The following is a 20,366-nucleotide window of genomic DNA, read 5'->3' as shown; positions in this document are numbered from 1 at the left end:
TGGTCCGCTTCGCTGCCTCAGGCAACGAAGATCAGGATCATCGCGACGACGAACGAGAGCAGGCCCAGAAGTTCGGCGGCGGCGAAGCCGATGAACAGGCGGCCCTGCTGGCCGTCAGCGGCGCCGGGGTTGCGCAGCGCGCCTTCGAGGAACTTGGCGAAGACATTGCCCACGCCCAGCGAGGCCAGACCGGCGCCGATGGCAGCGAGACCAGCGCCGAGAAGCTTTGCGCTCTGTGCGTCCATGATAAAAACTCCCTCTTTGTCGTAAACCGGTGTGAAGCGGTATCAGGTGGTGGTGACGGTCAGTGAAGGTTTTCCGCGTCGTTGAGATAGACGCAGGTAAGCAGGGCAAAGACATAGGCCTGGATGCCGGCAACCAGCAGTTCCAGAGCGCAGATGCCGATCATCAGCAGGAAGCTGGGCACGCCCGCCAGGAAGAAGGTGCCAACGCCCGCGTTGGTGCCCGAGATCACGAAGCCCGAGAGCACTTCGAGCAGCACGTGCCCTGCCATCATGGCCACGAACAGACGCAGGCCAAGCGAGAAGGGACGCACCAGGAACGAGATCAGCTCGATCGGGAAAATCACCGGCACCATCACCGCCGGCGTGCCATGCGGCACGAACAGCGAGAAGAAGTGGAAGCCATGCTTGGCAAAGCCCACGATCAGCACGATCGCAAAGCTCATGATCGCCAGCACGCCCGTCACCGTGAAGTGGCTGGTGGCCGTGAAAGGATGGATGCCCACCAGCGCCAGCGGCAGCAGGCCGAGCAGGTTGGCAAACAGGATGAACGTGAACAGCGAGAACACGTAAGGCAGGTACTTGCGACCCGCATCGCCGATGTTGGATTGCAGCAGGGTGTCGACAAAGCCGGTCAGCCCTTCGACAGCCATCTGCCAGCGGCCCGGCACTTGCGCTTTCTTGGCACCACCGCCCACGAACACGATCAGCACCAGCGTGGTGATGACCATCCACAGGGCCGAATTGGTGAAAGCAATGTTGTGCCCGGCGATGGACCAATGATCGGTGCCAAACAGCGGCTCGATCGTGAATTGGTGTACCGGATCGACCTTACCTTCGGCCACAGTGCTTGTCCCCGTTACGCGCAAAAACACCAAGGCACCCCTGCCCCGGCCATTCTTTTGGCCGGAAACCCATCGGATGCAAAGACCCGATCAGGAGCGCCCGTTCGAGATCCTGATGACATTGCGGAAGGCTACGCCCATCCCCACAAACAGCATCACCAGAAGCCCCCATGGTCGCGTACCGGCAAACTGGTCGATGACCCAGCCGATGAACGCGCCGCCCGCAAGCCCGCCGATCAGTTCGGCCAGAACCCGGTTGCCCAAGCGATAGTTCGCATCGGACTTTTCCCGGTCTGGCGCAGGTTTGCGCGCTTGCTCCTTCTGGCGGGCGGCATCGAGCCGCGCGTTCAGACGGGAAAGACGTGCATCCTCACCGATGGGCTCTGCGTCGGTCTGTTCGTCACTCATGGCATGCTCCGTCGCTGGATCGAACACGGGTGCTCGCTCCCCCATCGGGGCAGGTCATGCGCAACGGCATCCCGCCGAGGGCGCCTGCCCCTTAGGCGGGGGGTTTTCCCGAGTCAACCGCCGTGCGCCGAACTTGCGCCAGTTGCGCGCATACGTTTGCGTCAATCCTGCGACAGCGCGGCCCTGAGCGCCCGGAATTCCAGGGCTTTTACAGGCAGCGCGAATCGCGCTGCGGCGGGGCGCTGGTGCGCTTGGTCCAGGTGCCATTGGGCGCCTGGTACATCTCGCCCGGCTGGGTCTGGGCGATCAACAGGCAGCCGGACGTGAAGGCGTATTCCTCCACAGTCGCCTTCTGCGCCTGGGCCTTTTCGGAATAGACCGCGCGCCGCTTGAGGTTGATATCGTCCACGACAGACTTCAGCGCCGGGCTGGGCGGCGTGACATAGCCCAGATAGCCATCCATCTTCTCGCCCACCTGGCCGGCCGCGCGCGCCGAGGCATAGGCTGGATCGCGTTGCGCCAGCGCGGCGACCGGCGCGGCCACCAGCGGCAAGGCCACGGCAGCGGCGAGCGCGAAGGCGACAGGGGCGGAAAAAGCAGCGTTGCGTGCCATCTCAGAAGATGTCCTTGTTCTTGTCGATCGTCTGGCTGGCGTCTCCGGCCAGGCGATAGACCACTTCCTGCTTGATATTGATGTTCAATTCGATGACGATCGGCTTGTCAGGCGCCTTGACCGAAATACACCCGGACAGCGCGGCGGCAGCGCCCGCCAGCAATCCCACGGCCACAACCTTGCGCTTCACGTCTGCCCCCCTCTTTTGGCCGTCACAGCCGGCAATCGTTGCAGCGCCGCGATGCACGGTCAAGCCACGGCTTGGCAAGAGAAGGCATTGCACGAAAGCGTTCATGGCATGGTTCCACTTGCTGAAGGCTGAATGGCGGGCTTGCCGGGTTTCTCGCCGGCCGACGGCGCAGCGGCGGGCTGGGCGCCGGCCGGCACGCGCGGCACGATGCGGCCCTTGGCATCGAGCAGCCCGACCGTGCGCGGATCGGCCACGACCGAAGGATCGTACATCGACTTGTAGGTACCCAGCAGGCTGTAGAACGGCGCCCGCACGTTGAGGTTGAACTGGATCGGCAGCCCTTCGATCTGGCGGGTGAAGAAGTTGCGCTTGGTCCCTGCCCCCTGGCTCACCCCACCGAACTGCACCTGGGTGACGAAATCGCCGGCAATGTCGCCACGCAGCGCGATGGTCATGCGCTTGTAGTCCAGCGAGCGCAGCGCCTGGAACGCATAGTTGGCCATGAACGACAGGTCCTTGTAGGTCAGCGCGCCGACGTAGGAGACATTGCCGCCCCCGCGCGAGGCCAGCGTGCCGCCCACGATGTGCCCGCCATTGGCATCGAACACCACCGGCAGGCGCCCGTCGAACACCCCGGTGGCCGAGATATTGGCCATTTCCATGCGCGATACGAACTGCGCGGCATCAAGCCCGTCGATCACCAGGGTGAACTTGCGCTCTTCAGCCAGGGCAAAGCGCAAGGTCGTGGGATCGAGCGAGAGGCGCCCACCCATGAACGGCCACTGCGCGCCGTTGACCTGGACCACCATGTCGCGCTTGAGTTGCAGGTCCACCGTGCCGTCGGTCACTTCCACGCCCGGGTTGATCGAGGCGACTTTCAGGATCTGGTGCGGAGCGGTTTCCATGGCCAAGAGGTCGGTAAAGTCCAGCGTGCCCGAAAGCCCCTTCACCGGGCCGAACGCCGCCGCAAAATCAAGGCCCTGGCTGCCAAACCGGCCAGACGATGTGACACGGTCGCCCTGCCAGTCGATCCGCCCCTTGCCGCTGATCGATCCGCTCGCATTGGCGACCAGGCCCAGTGCCAGGCGGGTGAGCTGCGCAGGCTGGAAATCCTTGTCGAACACAAGTTTGTCCACCGCGAGATCGGCATGGCCGGTGGCGTGGGAAAGATCGTGCTCCACGCTCACCACGGTGACCGGGCGCTTGCTCTCCGCTTCGCGCAACAGCGCCTGCGCGGTGATTCGCCCGTCGGCCAGCGTGAGCGTGGCATCTTGCGCGGTCAGTTTTTCGAACCGGGCCGGGCTGGCGCGGTCGGTCACGTCGAACGCGGTCTGGGCCAGCATCAACTTGCCCGCGGCATAGTGCCAGGTGCCGGTGGCGCCGGTGATGTCGAGCGGAACCGCGGCCATGCGCGCCTCCACCCCGGCAAAGCGGCCGGTAAAGTCCTTGCCCAGTTGGGCGGTCAGGTCGGCCAGGGTCAGCCGCGTGGCGGTCGCTTCCGGCCCCAGCGCAACATTGACGCCGCGCGCGGTCAGCGTGCCAGGCCAGGCCAGGCCCACCGCGCCGGTTTGCAGGCTGAGCGGCGTTTCGCCCATCCGCCCCGTCATGTGCAGGGCCGATGTGCCCATCGCCACGCGCAAGGGACCTGACCCGCCGGCCGAAACGATCGCCTGTCCACCCACCGGGCACAGCGTCAACGCCTGGCCATCGAGCGTCATCTGCCCGAGCTGCAACGAATCGAATTGCGGCTCGATACAGCGCCGCCACAGCGCCAGCGCGCCGTGCCGGCCATAAGCACCGCTGACCGGCAGGCGCAGGTTTTCCACGCGTCCGCCGGGAATCGCGCCCGAAAGCCGTGTCTGGCCGGCAAAGCCCATCGCGCCATCGGGCATCTGCACCACGACCAGTTCGGGCACGGCCAGGCGCCCGCCGCCCACGGCATAATCGGCCATGGCGAGGTGGAACTGCGCGCCAGCGCGCCCGCGCCGCTCCATCGTGCCGGAAATGCGCGGCAAGCCATTGCCGCCAGTGACAAAGTTGCCGGCAAAGCGCGGCGTGATCGCGCCCTTGCCCGCCACCTGCACTTTGCCCAGCGTCAACAGCGCCTGCCCGCTGCCTCCGCGCAGGGTGCCCTGCGGCACCACCACGTCCCAGGCGCCATCATGCCCGTGGCGCACGGTGAGATCGGCCGCAAAGCGACTGCCGCGCTCTTCCTCGCCCAGGCGGCGGCGCACTTGCGCCATCATCGGCGCGGCAAGCGTGCCGGCCACGGCCGCCTGCGCCGAGGCCAGCGCCTGGTCCAAGGCCGGCCCGCGCCGCAGCCCTCGTGCGTCAATTGTGCCGCGAAACTCGGCATCGGCCCCAGCGACAGGCACCCGGCCCGGCGCCGCGGCCGGCCGGGCCTTGACCAGCCCATCCAATTCCAACAGGCCGACCGACCCTTGTGCTGTGCGCACGCCACCCGCCGTTGCCGCCACGCGGCCACTCAGCGCGCCGCCACGCCAGGCTAGCGCGGCATCCAGGCCCAGGGTCTGGCCCGAAACGGCAGCGGCGCGAAACGCGCTGGAGCGCGCGCGCCCTTTGACGCTCAGTCCCGCCAGATCGCGATCGGACTGCGCTTCAAGCTGCAGGTCTGCCCCGCCCACCGCCAGGCCATTGGCGGGACAAGCCAGGTTGGCAACGCGCACCGGGCCGGCAAAGCGCGGTTGCTCGTTGCTCACCATCACCTGGCCGAACGCGGTGGCGCGGCCTGTGGTGCAGGCGCCCAGCGCCAGGCGCGGCGCGACCACGGCCAGCGTGCCGGCAAAGCCATCGCGCAAGGGGCCTGCGCCATCGGCCTTGAACGCCACGCGCCCCTGGTCGGCATCGACCAGTCCGCGCCCGTCGACGATGGTCAACCGCCAGTCGGGCAGCCGGAACGGCTCCTTGCTGGTGGACGGGGCGTAGATCACCTTGTCGAGCGTGCCGAAGCTCGCATGGCCGGCGTGCACGGTGCCATAGAGGCGCGGACGGACCAGGGTGACCTGGCCGATGCGCGGGCCGGTCAGGCTCCACGCCAGGCCGAGTTCGACGCGTTTGATCACCAGATCGGGCCGGGCGGCATCGCCCACCACCACGTTGGCCAGAACTTCACGCCCCGGCCCGATCGAAACGATGGTATAGCGCGCCGGCAGGCCAAGCGCCGCCAGTTCACCCGCGATCACCCCGTCGGCAATGCGATTGCGCGCCAGCCACAGGCCACCGCCCACCACCAACGCCGCCGCGCCTGCGCCCAGCAGGGCCACACGCCAGCGACGCCGCCGCCGCATGGGCGCCGGACCTTCAGGTTCCGCCAAATCGGTCGTATCCGCCATTCGCCCCCTTCTTGCGCATGGCCCGCGCTTGGGCAATGCAAATCGCCGTAACATGCATTTCGCAACGCGCGCCGGCCTGCCCGGTGCCCACCTTCTTGCCCACGCACGAGGTCATGCAGGACGAACCCGGACTCTTTCCTGAACGAAGCGCGCCCGATCCGGATCTGGTGCCCGACCGCGTGCGCGAGGCGGCGCACGATCCTTCCGGCCACCGCGCCCGCCTGCGCCGGCGCCTGCTGGGTGGCAGCGACGATGCCCTGGCCGATCACGAGGTGATCGAGGCGCTGTTGATGACCGTTATCCCGCGCATGGACGTGAAACCGCTGGCGCGCATGCTGCTGCAGCGCTTCGGCTCGCTGCCCGGCGTGTTCAATGCCGATCCACGCGCGCTGCAATCGGTGCCCGGCATCAAGGAAGCCGCCGCCGCCGCGCTGCGCATCGCCGGGGTCGCCGCACGGCGCCTGGCCCGCGCCCAAGTGCAGGAAATGCCGGTGCTATCCAGTTGGCAGGCGCTGATCGATTATCTCACCATCGACATGGCGCACCTCAACCACGAACGCGTGCGCGTGCTCTATCTCAACACCCAGAACCGCCTGCTGCTCGACCAGATCGTGAGCGACGGCACGCTGGACGAAAGCGCGATCTACACGCGCGAGATCATTGCCAAGGCGTTGGCCATCGGCGCGGCCGCGCTGATCCTGGTGCATAACCATCCTTCGGGCAGCACCCAGCCCAGCCGCGCCGATATCCAGATCACCCACAAGATCATGGAAGCGGCACGGCTGCTGGGCGTGACCGTGCACGATCACGTGATCATCGGCCGCGAAGGCCACACCTCGCTCAAGGCCAAGGGCTTGATTTGATACTCCCCCTCCTCATTAGAGGAGGGGGGAATTTTACATATTTCTCGAAACTTACACCAGCCCGGCATGCTCCAGGGCGGCATCAACCGCGCGGCGCGCGGCGTCGCTGCAGGGCACCAGCGGCAGGCGCAGTTCCTCGCCCATCCAGTCGTGCACGCGCGAAAGCGCATACTTGACCGGGCCGGGCGAAGCGTCTTCGAACATGGCATAGTGCAGCGGATAGAGCTTGTCGTTCAGCTCGCGCGCCAGGGCCAGGTCGTTGGCCGCGCAGGCCGCCTGGAATTCGGCGCACAGCTTGGGCGCGACGTTGGCCGTCACCGAGATGCAGCCCACCGCGCCCGCGGCATTGGCCGGGAGCGCCAGTTCATCGTCACCCGAAAGCTGGCAGAAATGCTTGCCGATGCCCATGCGGTGATCGGTCACGCGCGACAAATCGCCGCTCGCGTCCTTGATGCCCACGATCTTGTCGGGATAGCGCTTGGCCAGTTCGCACACCGTTTCGGGCAGGATATCGGTCACCGTGCGGCCCGGCACATTGTAGAGAATGATCGGCAGGTCGTTGTTTTCGGCCAGATAGCTGAAATGCGCGATCAGGCCAGCCTGGCTAGGGCGGTTGTAATAGGGCGCCACGCACAACGCCGCCTGGGCGCCGCACTTCTTGGAAAAGGTCATGTGCAGCAGCGCGTTCATCGTGTCGTTGCTGCCGCAGCCTGCAATCACCGGCACGCGGCCGGCGGCCTGCTCCACGCAAACCTCGATCACGCGGTGGTGTTCGGCGTTGGACAGGGTCGATGCCTCGCCCGTGGTGCCGCAAGGCACCAGCGCCGACGAACCGTTCTCGATCTGCCAATCGACCAGACGACGAAATGCTTTCTCGTCAAGGGCTCCATCGCGAAACGGTGTCACCAAAGCCGGAATGGAGCCGGAAAACATGGACATTATCCCTCGTCTTGTCGCACAATGCGGGTCTGGGCAGGTCTGGACGCTTGCCGCGCGGCGCATACCGCGTCAAACCACAGTTTGCCACTGCAAAGCCATATTCAGCGCCTGATAAGGAGGCGGCATAGACGATGTCCAGCATGGACATGCCCCGAACCCCGGTTTCCCCCCCATTGCGCAACGCCCTGCGCAATGGACTGTGCGGCCTCGCCGCGCTCGTTGCCCTATCGATGCCCACGCGCGCCAGCGATGCCGGGCCCGATACCGATGGCAGCGCGTGGGACCGTGCCCGCGCGCAGTTGATCGCCGGGCAGCAGGGGCCGATGGCCCTGGCCATTTCGCGCTGGGAACTGCTGACGTCTTCCAATCGCTTCAATTTTTCCGACTATGCCGGCTTCCTGCTGTCATACCCCGGCTTCCCCGACGAAGAACGCCTGCGTCGCTATGCCGAAGGTGCGCTGACCCGCGAAACCGGCACCGGTGCCGGCGGAGACGTGCGCACGATCGTATCGTATTTCGATCGCCAGCCACCGCTCACCAATCCCGGCCGCGCCCGCTATGCCCTGGCCTTGCGCACCCTGGGCCGGCCCGATGCCGATGCCATGGCCAAAGCCGCCTGGCGCGGCGGGCCGATGAGCGATGCCGACGAAGCCGCGATCCAGGCCATGTGGGGCGCCACCTTCACGCCCGACGATGCCGACGCGCGAATGGACGCGCTGCTGTGGGCCGGCGCTACCGACCAGGCCAACCGCGCGTTCGGCGCGGTTTCCCCCCTGCGGCGCGGAATCGATGGCGCGCGCCTGATGGCCTTGCAGGGACTTGATCCCTATGCTGCCGCCGCCGGAACGCCGGCAGACATGCTCAACGGCGATCCCGGCTTTCTCTATCTGCGGGCGCGCCAGCTGCGCAAGCAGGGCCAAGGCATGCTGGCGCAGCAGCTTCTGGCCAACCGGCCGCCGCTGCGGGCCAAACCGCTGGCGCGCGGCAAGTGGGTGGAGGAACTGCTGGCCAACGCGCAGGGCGCCGCCAACGGCGGCGATGCGCGCAGCGCCGTGGCGATCGCACGCGGGGTGGACGATGCCTTCGACGCGGGCGAAGACATCAGCCAGTTGCCCTATGACTTGCGCGACGATTACACCTCGCTGGTCTGGCTGGGCGGAACCCAGGCGCTGTGGAAGCTCGGCGATGCGGCCAACGCCGCGCCGCTGTTCTGGCGCTATGGCAATGCCGCGCGCACGCCGGGCACGCGGGCCAAGGGGTTTTACTGGGCCGGCCGCGCCGCCGCGCAGGCCGGGCTGACGGGCGATGCCCAGCGCTATTTCGCCATGGCCGCGCGCTATGCCGATCAGTTCTATGGCCTGCTCGCGCTGGAACGGCTGGGCCAGAGCGTGCCCAATTTCGCCTATGATTCGCGCGCCATCCCGACGCCGGACGAACGCGCCCGCTTCAACGCCAGCCCGCTGACCCTGGCGGTGCGCGAAGTGGCACGCAGCGGGCAGTGGCGCACCACCGTGCGCTTCTTCAAGGAAATTTCCGAACAGCAGCAGACCGAGGGCCAGCACATGCTGGTGGCCGAACTGGCCCGCGAACTCGGCCGAAGGGACCTTGGCGTGATCGTGGGCCAGGCGGCCGGCGCGCGTGGCTATCTCGATTTCCAGCACATCGCCTTTCCGCTGATCCCGGTTCCCCCTGGCACCGAGCAGTCCTGGACGATGATCCACGCCATCACCCGCCAGGAAAGCCAGTTTGCCCAGAATGCGATGAGCCACGCCGGCGCGCGCGGGCTGATGCAGTTGATGCCGGCCACGGCGGGCGAGCAGGCCGGCAAGCTGGGCCTGGCCTATTCCACCCAGGCGCTGACCGACGATGCCGGTTTCAACATCATGCTGGGCAGCGCCTTCTTCGGCCGGCTGATGGACATCTATGGCGGTTCCACCCCGTTGGCCGTGGCTGCCTACAACGCCGGGCCGGGCAACGTGAACAAGTGGCTGCGCGCCAATGGCGATCCGCGCACCGGGTCGGTCGAATGGGTTGACTGGATCGAGCGCATCCCGCTGTCGGAAACCCGCAACTATGTGCAGCGCGTGCTGGAAAACGCCGTGGTCTATGACGCGATGAACCCTGACAAGGCGGAATGGCACGGGCCCAACCCGATGAGCCACATCCTGGGCAAGCCCACGCCGGGGTGAGTGAAAGGGTCGGGGGTGGTGGAACCCAACGCTGCACGCTAAAGACGCACGACAATGAAACCCGATGGCAATCCGATCACGCCCGCCGGCCTTGCTGCCCTGCGCGCGCGCTATGACCACCTGCTGGGCACCGAACGCCCGGCCATCGTCGAGATCGTCAGTTGGGCTGCCGGCAACGGCGATCGTTCGGAAAACGGCGATTACCTCTATGGCCGCAAGCGCATGCGCGAGATCGACCGCGAGCTGGCCTGGCTGGCACGGCGGATGAAAGCGGCGCGCGTGGTCGATCCGGCGCGCCAGGAAGACCAGAGCCGTGTGCTGTTCGGTGCCACGGTGGAACTGGCCGACGAGGACGACAACCGCCGCACGCTCACCCTGGTGGGCGATGACGAGCAGGACGCCAGCAAAGGCCTGATCGGGTGGAGCGCGCCGATCGCGCGGGCGCTGCGCGGGGCGCGGGTGGGCGATCTGCGCGTGGTGCGCCTGCCCGGCGGGGAAAAGGAATGGGAAATCATGGCCATCAGTTATCCGGTGCCGGCATGAACGGCCCCGAAAACCGGAACACGCCCCTGCCCGGCCGCTTTTTCGTGCTGCGTCATGGCGAAACCGTGTTCAACGCCGCACGCCGCCTGCAATCCAACGCCATGCACACCCCGCTTACCCGCCAGGGCTTTGAACAGGCGGTGATGATGGGCCAGGCGCTGCGCGGCGAACTGGGCGAGCGACCGGCCGTGCGCCTGCACATTTCCGATACCGGCCGTGCGCTGCAGACCGCCTCGCTGATTGCCGAGGAACTGGGGATCGACTGGTTTGCCGCGCACCGCACGCCCGACTTGTTCGAAATCGACATGGGCTCGTGGATCGGGCGTGGGTATGATGATGTCGAAGCCGAACATGGCCCCATCACGCTGGCCGACCACCTGCTGCGCCCGGCGCCCGATGGCGAGGATTATCCGGCGATCGCCGCCCGGTTGCAACGCTGGATCGATGCCGTGGGGCACACCGGCGAAACCCATATCGTCGTGATGCACGGCATTTCCAGCCGCGTGCTGCGCGGGTTGCTGGCCGGCTTGGCGCCCCACCCCGATCATGGCGCACCGATCGCGCCGTCGTTGGTGCAAGGCTCCATCGCGCTGATCGAGAACGGGGAAGAAACGGTGTTCTTCGGCTCTTCGCGCGGGACGGAGCACGCCTGATGGCGCAAGTGATCAACTTGCGCCAAGCCCGCAAGGCCCGCGCCCGCCAGGCGGCTGAGGCCCAGGCAGCAACCAATCGCGCCCGTTTTGGCCGCACCAAGGCCGAAAAGGCCGCCGACCAAATGCGCGAGGAACAGGCGAAGCGCCATCTCGATGGCCACCGCCGCGATGGAGACGAAGCCTGATGCGCACCACGTATGAAAGCGCGACCGTGCGGCTCTATCACCTGGCCGACGGGCCCGAGGGCGGCGCGGCGCAGACCCTGTTCTATGGCCCGCTCGAAGAGGCGATGGCCCTGGCCGCCCAGCAAAGCGAAGAGATCCAGGCCGACTTGTTCATCGCCACCGACAACGACGTGATCGCATGGCTCGACCTGGCCGAAGGCTGATCCTGGCGCTGGTCATGGCCGGCGTGCTGCTGCCTGGGCCGGCCGGCGCGCGCGATGCACTGGGCGTGTGGGACGATTGGGCGGCGTTTCGCGATCCTGCGGTGCCGCGCTGCTATGCCATTGCCATGCCCGCGCCCAGCAGCCGCCCGCGCGACATGGTCCCTTACATGACGATCGGCACCTGGCCGCGCCGCAACCTGCAAGGACAAGTGCACTGGCGCCTGTCACACCGCATTGCGCCAGGCAGCAAAGTAACCCTGAGCCTGGGCGACGCGCGCTTCGATCTTGTCGCCGGCGAAGCGGCTGCCTGGGCACAGGACCGACGGATGGATGCCGCGGTGGTGGCCAAGCTGCGCACTGCCACCACGCTGAGCGTCAGCGGCAAGGGCCGCGATGGGCGCACCTTTCGCGACAGCTATCGCCTGGCCGGCGCCGCTTCGGCCATGGACGCGGCAACGCTTGGCTGCATCGGCGCGTGACACAGCAAAACGGGCCGGGGTTTCCCCCGGCCCGCCCTTGCAACAGACGATCAACCCGTGATCAGAAGCGCAGGCCGTAGGTGGCCACGATCTGGTGGCGATCGGTATCGATGTCGAACCGGTCGCTGGTGTTGCCGTTGAAGTTGAAGTTGGCGCGGCTGTAGTTCGAATAACGGTATTCGATCTTGCCGAAGGTCTTGGGGCTGAAGGCATATTCCAGACCGCCGCCGACGCGATAGCCGTCAGTGGTGATGCGGTAGTCTTCCGAGGTGGTGCCGTCGGTGCCCTGCAGCTTGTAGTGCATGTTGGTGTAGCCGCCCTTCACGTAGAGCATGGCCTTGGGCGACATGGCATAACCAACGCGACCGCCGACATAGAGGTCACGGCCGGCGCTCACGCGGCCCAGGTTGAACGTGTTGGGTTCGAACCGATTGGTCCACTTGGCGGTGCTGCCGGTCGCTTCACCTTCCACGCCGACAACCAGATTGGTTCCAACCGGCACGTCAAAGCCGATTTCACCACCATAGAGCAGGCCGTCGATCGACTGCTTCTGGTCGCGGGTGCTGTCGTTGTCCACCGAACTGCCCGAACGGCTGATGTCATAGCCCAGAACGGCGCCAACACGCGGGCCGACAAAGGTGCGGTTCGGTGCGTCAGGCGTTCCCGCAGTGTCCTGGGCAAAGGCGGGGGCGGCAACGGCAAGCGCCGAAACGGCGACGACGCTGGCGAGAATGGTCTTCATAGCGGTTCAACTCCATGCGAACTGTTCTTTTCTGTCGGCCGGTTGCCAGTTCCTTTTGGAACATTCCAATTTGGCAACCTTGCTGCGACCCGACAGACCTGCAACGAACGGCCTCAGAGGCGATCCGGTTTCATGAACACAGCACAACAAGAAAACTGTGGCATTTGCGCCACAGCGTGCATCGCGCTAGGAGGCGACATGGCCAACCCGTTTTCGCCCGCCATCACCCCTGCCGCGTGCCAGGCCGCCACGGCCACTTTGGCCGCGTCTGGCCATGTGCGCCTGGCCCCGGTCTTGCCCGCCGCAACTGCCGATGCCCTGCATCGCTGGATGAGCGAAGAAGCAGCGTTTTCCCGCGTGCTCAACCAGGGGGACAAGGTCTGGGATCTTGATGCCAAGGCCCGCGCCGCGCTCGATCCGCAGCGGCAGGCCGCCCTGCTCGATGCGGTGCATGCCCAGGCCCGCGATGGCTTTCAGTTCCTGTTCGATTCGCTGCGCGTGTCCGATGATCCGGCCGAGCGGGCCGCGCGCAACTGGCCGGTGGACCGGCTGGTGAGCGCGTTCAACACGCCGCCATGGCTCGATCTCTTTCGCACGCTGACCGGCGAACCGGCCATCCGGCTGGTCGATGGCCAGGCCACGCGTTATCTGCCTGGCCACTTTCTCACCTGCCATGATGACAATGTCGCCGGAAAAAACCGGGTCGCGGCCTATGTCCTCAATCTCACGCCACAGTGGCGGGTGGAATGGGGCGGGTTGCTGATGTTCCACGATGATGCCGGCGATGTGCAGCGCGCGCTGGCGCCGCGTCACAACGCGCTGCACCTGTTCCGCGTGCCGCAGCGCCATTCGGTTTCGCAAGTCACGCCCTTTGCCGGGGCGCCGCGCCTGGCGATTACCGGGTGGTTGCGCCGCTGAGAGTCCGTTTGAAAAATGCGCCATGGCGCATTTTATGGGCGGCACCAGCCCGCTCCCCCACCCGACCTCCCATAGGGTACTATCGCTGGGAGGTCGGGTGGGGGAGCGGGCTGGTGCCGCAAATCCGGCAAAGCCGGATTTCCAAACAATCGCTGCGTGCAGCGGGAAACGACGCCCTCTGGCGATTTTCCCACAAATGCGTATATGGCGGGGCATGAACGCCCCTACTTCGCTTCCCGTGTCCATGCCGATTCCCGGCCATATCGATCCCGTGCCCGTGCCGCGCCCGGTTACCCCGCGCGAGGATGGCCGGACCGATCTGATCGGCCTGCCCCGCCCGCAGATCGCCACGCTGTTCCAGGACGCCGGGCTCGATGCCAAGGCGGCCAAGCTGCGCGCCAAGCAGGTGTTCCACTGGCTCTATCACCGTGGCGTGACCGAATTCGAGGCGATGACCGACATTGCCAAGACCATGCGCCCGTGGCTGGCGGAACGGTTCGTGATCGGCCGGCCAGACGTGGTGGAAGCGCAAGTGTCCACCGATGGCACGCGCAAGTGGCTGCTGCGCACCGCCGATGGCCATGACTTTGAAATGGTATTCATTCCCGATGCCGACCGCGGCACGCTTTGCGTGTCGAGCCAGGTGGGCTGCACGCTCAATTGCCGGTTCTGCCATACCGGCACGATGAAGCTGGTGCGCAACCTGACGCCGGGCGAAATCGTCGGCCAGGTCATGCTGGCGCGCGATGCGCTGGGCGAATGGCCAAAGGGATCGATGGCCAGCGCCGCGGACGACCTCGATCTGGACGAGGACGAAGGCAGCTATACAGCCGATGGTCGCCTGCTGACCAACATCGTGATGATGGGCATGGGCGAGCCGCTCTACAACTTCGACAACGTGCGCGATGCGCTCAAGCTGGTGATGGACGGCGACGGCCTTGCCCTGTCGAAGCGGCGCATCACCCTGTCCACCGCCGGCGTCGTGCCGATGATGGCCCGCGCGGGCGAGGAAATCGGCGTCAACCTGGCGGTTTCGCTCCACGCCGTGACCAAGGACGTGCGCGACGAAATCGTGCCGATCAACCGCAAGTTCGGACTGGAAGAACTGCTCCAGGCCTGCGCCGATTATCCCGGCGCCAGCAACGCCCGGCGCATCACCTTCGAATATGTGATGCTCAAGGATCGCAACGACAGCGACGATGACGCGCGCGAACTGGTGCGGCTGATCAAGCAGTACAAGCTGCCCGCCAAGGTGAACCTCATTCCGTTCAACCCCTGGCCGGGCGCGCCTTATGAATGCTCCACCCCCGAACGGGTGAAGCGCTTTGCCGAAATCGTGTTCGAAGCGGGCATTTCCGCTCCGGTGCGCACCCCGCGCGGACGCGACATCGATGCCGCCTGCGGCCAACTCAAGACCGCTGCCGAACGCCGCAGCCGCGCCGAGATGGACCGCTTGGCCGCCGAAAAGCAGGCTGCATTGGGGTAGGAGGCTGCCTTAGGCCTCCACCACCCCACCCCGGCTCACCATCCGCACGCCGCCGGCCACCCAGACCGCGCCTTGCCCATCCTGGGTCAGCACCACGCGCCCGTCGGCGCCAGTGCGGCGCCCTTGCGTGGCGACATAGCGGTGCTGGGCCAGGCCCGCGGCAAACACGACTTGCGCCGCGGCGGCGTTGAGACTGCCGGTCACCGGATCTTCCACGATCTTGCCCTGCGGGTTGGTAAAGAACGCGCGCAGTTCGAAATCGCTGTCGGCGCCGGGCGCGCAGGGGCCAATCAGGCCCACATCGGTGGGCACCGGCGCGCTCGCAACCGGCACGGCAGCCAGCACATCGGCTGCGCTGCGCAGCCGCAACAGGCGCCAGCCAGGACCGTTATCGGCATGCACCCCATCGACCACCGCGCTTTCCGGCACGCCGGCCACGCGGATCGCCTCGTCACGATCTTCGGGCGAAAGCGGCCCCCCACGCCTTAGCGCCGGGGCCCGAAACGCCAGGACATCGTCTTCCACGCGCACGTCCACCAGCCCCACGCCACATTCCTGGATCACCAGCCCAGGCGTGCGCGGCACGCCGCCCGCCGCCAGCCAGGCCTTGGCCGTGCCCAGCGTGGGGTGGCCGGCAAAAGGCAATTCGCCGGCCGGGTAGAAAATCCGCACCCGATAGTCGGCGGCAGGGTCTGTGGGTGGCAGCAGAAAGGTGGTTTCCGAAAAGCCCAGCCAGCGCGTCAACGCCAGCATCGCATCGGCATCAAGGGCATCGCCCCCGCGCACCACGGCCAGGGGATTGCCCGAAAGCGGGCCCGAAACGAAAACATCGACAAGATCGAGCAACATTCGACCATGACTATCGACCAGCCCCGCGCCCGGCAAGGCACAACCCGTCGCGCAAGCGGCTCGCTTTGCCCCGGAACATGAAAGACAACGAGACGTTCATCGCCGGTTGTGGATCGCATCGCTCAAAACCGGGTTCACCGTCACGAATTTTCGGACCAAGCAGGGAGCATACCCCATGAAGAAGACCATTCTCGCCGCGGTCATGGCCGCCATCGTTCTTCCCGCCGCACCGGCCATGGCCGATCCGGGCCACGGCCGTGGCCATGGCTATGGCCGTCACGACCGCTTCGACGATCGCGGCCGCTATCGCGAGCCCCGTCCGATCGGCCGCGACGAGCGCATCTGGCGTGGCCGCGACGGCCGCTACTACTGCAAGCGCAGCAACGGCACGACCGGCCTGATCATCGGCGCCGCCGGTGGCGCCCTGGTGGGCCGCGCGATCGACACGCGTGGCGATCGCACCATGGGCACCCTGCTGGGCGCCGTGGGTGGCGGTCTGCTTGGCCGCGAAATCGATCGCGGCAACGCACGCTGCCGTTAAGGTTCTGATCCGGGACTACGTCGATGATGTAGTCCCGGCTGGTTTGGCACCAGCTCACTCCCCCACCCGGCCTCCCACGCAAGCGTACCGTTTGGGAGGCCGGGTGGGGAGCGGGCCGGCGCCGAACCCAAAATTCGCCCAGCGGCGAATTTTGGATCAGACTCCAACGCACACATCCTGAAAAATCAGGATATTGAATAATCGGTGCGGCCCGCTTGCAGGCGGGCCGCGCTTGTGCATAGTGGACATGCGGGGAGGGTCCGTCGGAGCTTTATTAACGATGTCCATGTTGATCCTGGGTCCGGTGCTCAAACGCCTGATCCGCCACGGTACCTTGACAGTAATCGAAGCAGATGGCCGCAGCCGGGTGTTTGGCGTGGCCCAGGAAGGCTGGCCCGATCTTACCCTGCGCCTGATGGACAAGAAGGTCCCGGGCTATCTGGCCCGCAACCCCAGCCTGGGCCTGGGCGAGGCCTTCATGGATGATCGCGTCCGCATCGAGGGCGGCGACATCATGGATTTCATCAGCTTCGTGCGCGCCAACAACCCGTGGGAACGCGCCGGAGACATCGACAATCCCGGCCCCTTGCGCAAGCTGTGGCTCAACATCGCCGGCCGGATCGACCAGTTGAACGCGCGCAACGCCTCGCGCCGCAACGTGGCCCATCATTACGATCTGGATGATCGCCTCTACGATCTGTTTCTCGATCCGCTGCGCCAGTATTCCTGCGCCTATTGGGGCGAAGGGGTGACCACGCTGGAAGAAGCCCAGCACGCCAAGGTGGAACATATCGCCGCCAAGCTGGCACTGCGCCCAGGCCTGCGCGTGCTCGATATCGGGTGCGGCTGGGGTGGCCTGGCGATCCAGTTGCACAAGCTGACCGGCGCGAGCGTGCACGGCATCACCCTGTCCAAGGAACAGCTTGCCTATGCCCAGGACTGGGCGCGGCGCGAAGGGGTGGACGGCGACGTTACCTTCAGCCTGACCGACTATCGCGACGTGACCGATACGTATGATCGCATCGTCTCGGTGGGCATGTTCGAGCATGTCGGCGTGCCCAACTTCAGCGCCTATTTCCGTCAGTGCCACAATATCCTGGGCGACGACGGGGTGATGCTGATGCACACCATCGGCCGCGTCGGCCCGCCCAGCGTGACCGACGATTTCACGCGCAAGTATATCTTCCCGGGCGGCTATATCCCGGCAATGAGCGAGACGGTGGCGGCGGTCGAACCCAACCGCCTGATGATCACCGACGTGGAAGTGCTGCGCCGCCACTATGCGCCCACGCTGCGCGCCTGGTACGATCGCTGCGTGGCCAACAAGGACAAGATCGAGGCGCTGTTCGATGCGCGCTTCTATCGCATGTGGCTATTCTACCTGGCCGGTGCCGCCACCGCGTTTGAACATGCCGATATGGTGAATTTCCAGTTCCAACTGGTGCGCCATCGCGACACGCTGCCCCTCACCCGCGACTATATCGGCCGGGAAGAGAACGGGCTGCGCGCGCGGCGGTTGGCCGCCGCCGGCGCCGAGGCTGGCGCCGACGGGGCCAAGGTGTTTCACTTCGACGCCAGTTCGCGCACCAACGCGGGCGCCGGATAGATCGTTTCCAACGCTTGTTGCACGGCGGCGGTGCTGACCACCACGGTGCGGTTTACGTCACCCTGGTACCCATAGTTCCCACCCAGCGAATGGATGTTTCCGTCAAAGGCGGCGCCGATCACGGCGCCGTCCTTGTCGACCACCGGTGAGCCGGAATTGCCACCGATGATATCGTTGGTGGTCACGAAATCGAACGGCGTGGCCTTGGCGATCTGTGCCTCGTGCGCGGTAAAGCCCTTGGCAAGCAGGAACGGCTGCGCGCCGGTGGCGCGGTCGAACGCGCCGCCGATGGTCGTCACCGGCGCCACGTCGGCCCCGCGTTCCTTCCATCCCGCCACTTTGCCATAGCTGATGCGCAGCGTGAACGTGGCATCGGGATAGAGCGTCGCGCCATAGGCGGCAAAGCGCGCATCGGCGAGCTTGGCCCCGGCCGCCACCAGCGGCCCTTGGTATTGCGCGTCCACTGCCTTTTGCAGTTCGCGCTGGCGCGGCTCCAGGTTGCGGGCATAGACGATCAGCGGATCGGTGCTGGCGGCAATCGCGGCCGCGCCCCCTTCCCACAGTGCCTTGCGAACGGCGGGATCGGCCAGCTTCGTTCCCGAAACCAGCCGTTCCGCCAGGCCTTCGGGGCTTTCCTTGCCCAGCATCAGGCGCGTGTCGGGATCGTCGGCGCCCAGGTATTCGCGCGCCTTGGACAGGCTCCACTCCAGCTCAAGCTGTTCGAGCCAGGGGTAGGTCGGCTTGGCGTCGAGCACTTGCTTTTCCAGCAGCGGTAGCGCGCTGTCGGTGTAGCCGGGCAGGCGCTCGCCATTGGGCTTGCCCCGCTCGATCGCGGCTTTCACCAGCGTTTCAGCATAGCCGTAAAGGTCGCCCATCGGCTGGGTAAAGCGATAGGCGGCGTAGATGTTGCGATAGGCGGCCACCGCCTGCCCCACTTGCGTCCAGGGATCGCCGATCGCGGCATTGCCGGCCACCTTGGCTTTCAGCGTCGCCTCGTTATCGGCCAGCATCTTCAGGAAGGCGGGGTCGTTGAGCGCCTTCTGCCGCCCGATATAAACCTTGAGCGCGTTTTCAAAACCGAACAGGCTGTCTCCGCCCTCGCGCTTGCGCTCGGGGCTCTGCTCCATCGCGGTGATCAGCCGGCCGCGCAATTCGGACAGCACCGTGTTGGTGATCGGCAGCGAAACCTCGCGCTGGAACGCGATCTGGTCCATCGTGAACAGCCGCTGGGTAGAGCCGGGATTGCCCACCACGAACGTCGCCTCGCCCGGCTGGGGCGCCCGCGCGCTCCATTTCAGGTGCGCGGCCACTTTCACCGGCTTGCCGTTTTCATAGGCGCGCAGGAACGCGGCATCGAGCGCATAGCGCGGATAGTTGAAATTGTCGGGATCGCCGCCAAAGAACGCCGCCTGGAATTCGGGCGCCCACACGAGCCGCACGTCGGAATACTTGCGATAGGTATAAAGCTTGTATTGCCCGCCGCCGAACAGCGTTACCACCTGGCAACGCGTGGTGGCCGTGTCCTTGCACCCGGCCTTCTCGATCTCGGCAATCTTGGCGTCGCGCGCCTTGACCAGCGCTTCACCCGCCAGCGTGCCGATCGCGCCTTTCACCGCGGCGGTCACGTCGGTGATGGCCGTTACCACTTCGGCCTGCTGCCCCGGGCACTTGCGCTCATCCTCGCGCCGGGCAGCAATGAAGCCGTTCGCGACCAGGTCTTCCTTGTCGCTCGACAGGTTCTGCGCGCAATCGACCACGCAGTGGTGGTTGGTGAGGATCAGCCCCTCGGCCGAAACGAAGCTGGCCGAACAGCCCCCCGTCAGCCGCACGGCCGAGGCGCGGACGCGATCAAGCCACGCCTGGTCGGGCGCCCAGCCATAATCCTGCTTCATCCGCGCGGCGGGAAAGGCATCGAACGTCCACATCCCTTCGTCGGCCCGTGCAGGGGCGGCAAGTGCCAGGGGTGTGGCCAGCATGGCGCCGGCGAGCATGGCACGGCGCAGGCGCAAAAGCGCGGGATAAGGCAGCATGGGGGCATCCTCTTGCAAGGCTTTTCGGATGGCCATGGGGTGCCATGGACCACGCCTCGCTGCAAACCGAAACAGATGCAGCAATCGGAAAAACCGAGCGTTGCCAATCGGTCCGAAACCGAGCGATTGCGGCAGCGCGGCAACCACCGAAAAGCAGTGTAATTTTTGGCAACACAAACGCGCCTGCCCGCCCAAACCGCCCAATGTCGGTCGAAACCCAAGGCATTGCGGGATGACTTCGCCGCCCGCTTCTGGCCCTGCTCTACAGGTCTTCACTTAGCAGGGGGTGTAAGGGAAGCGACATTGGCATCGATGGAACAAGGCCGGGAGCAGGCGGATTGGCCATAGCTCCGGAGGGTTGCCACAGGCTGGGGAAGTCGTGGCATCTGCTATCCGTCGGGCGGTGTCGCCGCCCGACCCGCCCACCCACGCGCCCAGCCCTTGCGGCATGGCGCGGCTTTTCCTGCCCGATCCATCGGCCACTGTTTC

General features: G+C 66.1%; 21 protein-coding genes. 11 read left to right on the top strand and 10 right to left on the bottom strand.

What is annotated here, in order from left to right:
• Window positions 1-17: 17 nt before the first annotated feature.
• The 6 genes from FHT19_RS03500 to FHT19_RS03475 all read right to left on the bottom strand — a co-directional run bounded on the left by FHT19_RS03500 (window position 18) and on the right by FHT19_RS03475 (window position 5,651).
• The gene (locus tag FHT19_RS03500) at window positions 18-245 is read right to left on the bottom strand and encodes a F0F1 ATP synthase subunit C (protein ID WP_022677864.1); all 228 of its coding nucleotides are present in this window, start codon (window positions 243-245) and stop codon (window positions 18-20) included.
• A gap of 59 nt (window positions 246-304) precedes the next feature.
• The gene (locus tag FHT19_RS03495; RefSeq protein ID WP_168554386.1) at window positions 305-1,087 is read right to left on the bottom strand and encodes a F0F1 ATP synthase subunit A; all 783 of its coding nucleotides are present in this window, start codon (window positions 1,085-1,087) and stop codon (window positions 305-307) included.
• 90 nt (window positions 1,088-1,177) lie between these two features.
• Entirely contained in the window at window positions 1,178-1,495 is a 318-nt protein-coding gene (locus tag FHT19_RS03490; protein ID WP_168554385.1) for an AtpZ/AtpI family protein, read from the bottom strand.
• 208 nt (window positions 1,496-1,703) lie between these two features.
• Window positions 1,704-2,108 carry a YdbL family protein gene (locus FHT19_RS03485; protein ID WP_168554384.1) on the bottom strand — a complete coding sequence of 135 codons (405 nt, stop codon included), beginning with the start codon at window positions 2,106-2,108 and terminating at the stop codon, window positions 1,704-1,706.
• Window position 2,109: 1 nt separating this feature from the next.
• Window positions 2,110-2,298: a YnbE family lipoprotein gene (locus FHT19_RS03480; protein WP_248290255.1), complete on the bottom strand. Its 189-nt coding sequence runs from the start codon at window positions 2,296-2,298 to the stop codon at window positions 2,110-2,112.
• Between the two features lie 101 nt (window positions 2,299-2,399).
• On the bottom strand, window positions 2,400-5,651 hold the full coding sequence (locus FHT19_RS03475) for a YdbH domain-containing protein (RefSeq protein WP_169473961.1): 3,252 nt from the start codon (window positions 5,649-5,651) through the stop codon (window positions 2,400-2,402).
• A gap of 113 nt (window positions 5,652-5,764) precedes the next feature.
• Between FHT19_RS03475 and radC the strand changes: the two genes are divergently transcribed.
• The gene (gene radC / locus FHT19_RS03470) at window positions 5,765-6,514 is read left to right on the top strand and encodes a DNA repair protein RadC (protein WP_168554382.1); all 750 of its coding nucleotides are present in this window, start codon (window positions 5,765-5,767) and stop codon (window positions 6,512-6,514) included.
• A 51-nt stretch (window positions 6,515-6,565) separates the two neighbouring features.
• Here radC and dapA read toward each other — a convergent pair whose 3' ends face one another.
• Window positions 6,566-7,447 (bottom strand): 4-hydroxy-tetrahydrodipicolinate synthase, encoded by an 882-nt coding sequence (gene dapA / locus FHT19_RS03465; protein WP_168555446.1) that lies wholly within the window; start codon window positions 7,445-7,447, stop codon window positions 6,566-6,568.
• Window positions 7,448-7,683: 236 nt separating this feature from the next.
• On the opposite strand from dapA, the gene FHT19_RS03460 reads away from it, so the two are divergent.
• Genes FHT19_RS03460 through FHT19_RS03435 form a run of 6 tightly spaced genes read left to right on the top strand, consistent with a single transcriptional unit; the run spans window position 7,684 to window position 11,705 of the window.
• Window positions 7,684-9,642: a lytic transglycosylase domain-containing protein gene (locus FHT19_RS03460; RefSeq protein ID WP_248290254.1), complete on the top strand. Its 1,959-nt coding sequence runs from the start codon at window positions 7,684-7,686 to the stop codon at window positions 9,640-9,642.
• 54 nt (window positions 9,643-9,696) lie between these two features.
• A complete protein-coding gene (greB, locus tag FHT19_RS03455) occupies window positions 9,697-10,185 on the top strand; it encodes a transcription elongation factor GreB (RefSeq protein ID WP_168554381.1) in 489 nt (162 codons plus the stop codon).
• On the top strand, window positions 10,182-10,838 hold the full coding sequence (locus FHT19_RS03450) for a histidine phosphatase family protein (RefSeq protein WP_168554380.1): 657 nt from the start codon (window positions 10,182-10,184) through the stop codon (window positions 10,836-10,838). The genes greB and FHT19_RS03450 overlap by 4 nt, the downstream gene beginning before the upstream one ends.
• Window positions 10,838-11,023 carry a DUF4169 family protein gene (locus FHT19_RS03445; protein ID WP_168554379.1) on the top strand — a complete coding sequence of 62 codons (186 nt, stop codon included), beginning with the start codon at window positions 10,838-10,840 and terminating at the stop codon, window positions 11,021-11,023. Before FHT19_RS03450 ends, FHT19_RS03445 begins: the two co-directional genes overlap by 1 nt.
• The gene (locus tag FHT19_RS03440) at window positions 11,023-11,226 is read left to right on the top strand and encodes a hypothetical protein (protein ID WP_168554378.1); all 204 of its coding nucleotides are present in this window, start codon (window positions 11,023-11,025) and stop codon (window positions 11,224-11,226) included. Before FHT19_RS03445 ends, FHT19_RS03440 begins: the two co-directional genes overlap by 1 nt.
• Complete coding sequence (locus tag FHT19_RS03435; RefSeq protein ID WP_169473960.1) at window positions 11,202-11,705, top strand: hypothetical protein; 504 nt, start codon at window positions 11,202-11,204, stop codon at window positions 11,703-11,705. Before FHT19_RS03440 ends, FHT19_RS03435 begins: the two co-directional genes overlap by 25 nt.
• A gap of 61 nt (window positions 11,706-11,766) precedes the next feature.
• On the opposite strand, the gene FHT19_RS03430 is transcribed toward FHT19_RS03435, so the two are convergent.
• Complete coding sequence (locus FHT19_RS03430; RefSeq protein ID WP_168554376.1) at window positions 11,767-12,447, bottom strand: porin family protein; 681 nt, start codon at window positions 12,445-12,447, stop codon at window positions 11,767-11,769.
• Window positions 12,448-12,645: 198 nt separating this feature from the next.
• Here FHT19_RS03430 and FHT19_RS03425 point away from each other — a divergent pair, with 198 nt between their 5' ends.
• Window positions 12,646-13,365 carry a 2OG-Fe(II) oxygenase family protein gene (locus FHT19_RS03425; RefSeq protein ID WP_169473959.1) on the top strand — a complete coding sequence of 240 codons (720 nt, stop codon included), beginning with the start codon at window positions 12,646-12,648 and terminating at the stop codon, window positions 13,363-13,365.
• Window positions 13,366-13,579: 214 nt separating this feature from the next.
• A complete protein-coding gene (gene rlmN, locus FHT19_RS03420) occupies window positions 13,580-14,851 on the top strand; it encodes a 23S rRNA (adenine(2503)-C(2))-methyltransferase RlmN (protein ID WP_169473958.1) in 1,272 nt (423 codons plus the stop codon).
• 9 nt (window positions 14,852-14,860) lie between these two features.
• Here rlmN and FHT19_RS03415 read toward each other — a convergent pair whose 3' ends face one another.
• The gene (locus FHT19_RS03415) at window positions 14,861-15,700 is read right to left on the bottom strand and encodes a PhzF family phenazine biosynthesis protein (RefSeq protein ID WP_169473957.1); all 840 of its coding nucleotides are present in this window, start codon (window positions 15,698-15,700) and stop codon (window positions 14,861-14,863) included.
• Window positions 15,701-15,875: 175 nt separating this feature from the next.
• Between FHT19_RS03415 and FHT19_RS03410 the strand changes: the two genes are divergently transcribed.
• Both FHT19_RS03410 and FHT19_RS03405 read left to right on the top strand, forming a co-directional pair.
• Complete coding sequence (locus tag FHT19_RS03410; RefSeq protein ID WP_168554372.1) at window positions 15,876-16,241, top strand: glycine zipper 2TM domain-containing protein; 366 nt, start codon at window positions 15,876-15,878, stop codon at window positions 16,239-16,241.
• A 286-nt stretch (window positions 16,242-16,527) separates the two neighbouring features.
• Window positions 16,528-17,847, top strand: a complete 1,320-nt coding sequence (locus FHT19_RS03405) for a cyclopropane-fatty-acyl-phospholipid synthase family protein (protein WP_169474905.1) — start codon at window positions 16,528-16,530, stop codon at window positions 17,845-17,847.
• On the opposite strand, the gene FHT19_RS03400 is transcribed toward FHT19_RS03405, so the two are convergent.
• Window positions 17,805-19,877 (bottom strand): S46 family peptidase, encoded by a 2,073-nt coding sequence (locus FHT19_RS03400; RefSeq protein ID WP_248290253.1) that lies wholly within the window; start codon window positions 19,875-19,877, stop codon window positions 17,805-17,807. The two genes, FHT19_RS03405 and FHT19_RS03400, sit on opposite strands and share 43 nt — an antisense overlap.
• Window positions 19,878-20,366: the final 489 nt, after the last annotated feature.

The sequence above is a fragment of the Novosphingobium sp. SG919 genome (assembly GCF_012932495.1).
GTDB lineage: Bacteria > Pseudomonadota > Alphaproteobacteria > Sphingomonadales > Sphingomonadaceae > Novosphingobium > Novosphingobium rhizosphaerae.
Note: the sequence above shows the minus strand (reverse complement) of the source record. Positions and strands in the feature narration are given on the sequence as shown.